Origin of the sequence: Ornithinimicrobium sp. (assembly GCF_030537745.1) — a bacterium.
Classification (GTDB): domain Bacteria; phylum Actinomycetota; class Actinomycetes; order Actinomycetales; family Dermatophilaceae; genus Ornithinicoccus.
Genome location: NZ_JAUNVI010000001.1, coordinates 24,734 through 27,334, shown reverse-complemented (window position 1 = coordinate 27,334; position 2,601 = coordinate 24,734). Strand labels below are relative to the sequence as shown.

3 protein-coding genes are annotated in these 2,601 nt (G+C 65.0%); all 3 read right to left on the bottom strand.

Annotated features, from left to right (window positions below; translation table 11 throughout):
* Window positions 1–52: 52 nt before the first annotated feature.
* Window positions 53–1,087, bottom strand: a complete 1,035-nt coding sequence (locus tag Q4P07_RS00145) for an ArsA family ATPase (RefSeq protein ID WP_303372854.1) — start codon at window positions 1,085–1,087, stop codon at window positions 53–55.
* A gap of 19 nt (window positions 1,088–1,106) precedes the next feature.
* A complete protein-coding gene (locus tag Q4P07_RS00140) occupies window positions 1,107–1,385 on the bottom strand; it encodes a cory-CC-star protein (protein WP_303372853.1) in 279 nt (92 codons plus the stop codon).
* Between the two features lie 18 nt (window positions 1,386–1,403).
* On the bottom strand, window positions 1,404–2,601 hold a 1,198-nt coding region (locus Q4P07_RS00135; protein WP_303372852.1), incomplete at its 5' end, for a carbon starvation protein A.

Here is a 2,601-nt window from a genome sequence, read left to right as displayed (position 1 = left end):
TCCTGTGCCTGCGTGGTCCGTTGTCCTGGTAATCGGCTGACCGGCTTACGTCTCAGTAGTGGTGGGCGCGCAGGGTCTCCAGCCCCTGCTCGCCCACCACCTCGCCCGCCAGCAAGGGGACTTCCACGAGAGGCAAGCGGGGCAGCGCCCTGGCGAGCTGCGTGACGTAGCTGTCCTCGACCTGCCTGCGCGCCGCCAGCAGGTCCCCGGCGTCCGCCGGGGACCTCTTGTTGATCACGAGGGCAGAGATGGCCATCCCAGATCGGCTGAGCTGATCGTGCAGTTCGAGGGATTCCAGGACCGGCAGCCGCTCGGCGGCGGTGACGATGACGAAGCCGGTGCGGTCCTGGTTCTGCATCACCTCACGCAAATTCCTAAAACGCGCTTGACGACGGTCCAGCACCTCACGGATCTCCGCGTCGCGGCGGGCTCGACGATCTTGGGTCCGACGTGGCCCGATCGAAGTCGAGGAAGGATCCTGGAGCCGCTGAGAGCCAATCACCTGGGCTGCGTCGTAGTCGGCTCCCTCCAAGCCTCTCAGGGCTGCTCCGAAGCGAGCAGAGCGGTCCTGGCGGCTCAGGAGACCTTCCGTCCAAGCCTGCATCAGCTCGGGCAGCGCAATCAGCCGGGTGGTGTGACCGCTGGGCGCGGTGTCGAAGATGATGAGTTCGTCAGGACCTCGCTGCTCGACAACCTCTGCAATCCGTTCGAGCACCGCAGCCTCGTAGGTGCCGGGGGCATCCCGGGCGAGGTCTAGATGCTTGTCCACCTCGGACTGGAGGTGCTCCGGCATGAGGCGCGACAAGGTGCTGCGCACGGCGCGAAGGTGCTCATCGGTGGTGCGAGCCGGGTCGATCTCCAGGCCGCGCAACAACGGGGCGAGCTCGACAGCACTATCACCGACCCCGCGCTGCCACAGGTGCCCCAGATTGTGGGCGGGGTCGGTGGAGACGACCATGACGGGGCGGCCCGTCCGAGCGACGGCCAGCCCCAGAGCAGAGGCGACGGCGGTCTTACCCACCCCGCCCTTACCCCCGACGAAGAGCACATCGCGCCGCTCGGCCAGGTCGGTGAGCAGGTGCGGCATCAGACTCCTGGGTGGGTTGTCAGCAGCACGCGAAGTGCTCCAGCGGTGAGCGGTCCAGGCCCATTCTCCGGTGCCAGTCGTGGAACTGCTCGTAGACCACCGGCAGCAACTCGATGGTGTAGTAACTGGCTGGGTTCGGCACCCCCAGGGCTTCGGCCATGACGATCACCATAAAGAGATCGTCCTCGTCCTGCTGAGCGCGGGCGAAGGTCCGACGGTAGGGACCGGAGTAGAAATCGCGCAGCCCCGCAGCGACCTGTGCAAGACGGCTGCGGGGCTGGCGACGGTCATCGTTCATCGGGTGGCACCGACTCCCTCAGTCGTGCGCCGGGTGGTCGCCGACGTGCTCGATGGCTGCTTCGTCTGAGATGGCAGCGAGCTCGGCGTCGTCGTCGCCCTCGTAGTCGCGGGCCGTACGCATGGCAGCGAAGGCTTCGACGATGACCCACAGGGCGGCAATGAGGATGATGATGTCCAGGACCAGGAGCAACCAGTTGCCCTTCTCATAGAAAGTCCCGAGCTGGATGATCCCTGCGTAGATCGTCATTACCCCGACGAACGCCAACGGGATGAGCGCTGGCAGTGCCGTACGACCGCGGCGCATCAGCATGATGGCGATGATGGACAGGGTCAGCGCGGCCATCAACTGGTTGGTCGTGCCGAACAACGGCCAGATGAGCAGGCCGCCGGAGCCGTCCGCACCAGAGCCGAAGGTGAGGCCGAGCGCGACACCGACCGCGATGAGCGTGGCCAGTCCCTTCTTGAAGGTGAAACCGATGATTTCGCCGATCTCCTGGACTACGAAGCGCTGCAGGCGGACGCCAGTGTCCATCGTGGTCGCCGCGAAGAGGATGGCAGTAGTAGCCATGATCGTCGCTGACAAGGACTGCGGCAGGCCTAGACCGGCCTCGATGATCCGGCCACCTCCTTGAACGAAGGCGTTGACGCCACCGTCGTTGAAGGCCTGGTAGACGTTCTCCCAGTCCGCGAGGGTCTTGAAGCCAGCGGTGGTGGCAATGATGGCTCCCAGGGCCAGCAGCCCCTCACCGACGGCACCAAAGTAGCCCACGAAACGGGCGTCAGACTCCTTGTCGAGTTGCTTGGAAGTGGTGCCTGAGGAGACCATGCCGTGGAAGCCGGAGATGGCGCCACACGCGATCGTCACGAAGAGCAGTGGGATGAGGTTCGGGGTGCCCTCCGGAACATTGGTGTTGTAGGCGGGCGCGACGATCTCTGGCCGAGCGATGAGCACCGAGATGTAGAGGATGCCCAGGGCGATGAAGAGCTGCAGGCCGTTGATGTAGTCGCGCGGCTGAAGCAGCATCCACACCGGGAGCATCGAGGCGATGCCGGCGTAGATGAACAACAGGATGATCCACATCGCTTTGGCGTCCAGCCCAAGCATGGTCTCCGGCAGCGCTAGCGGGACGCTGTTGCCGATCACGATCAGGGCGTAGAGCGCGACGACCCCGACGATGGACACCACGACCAGGCTCCAGTTGTAACGGTAGATG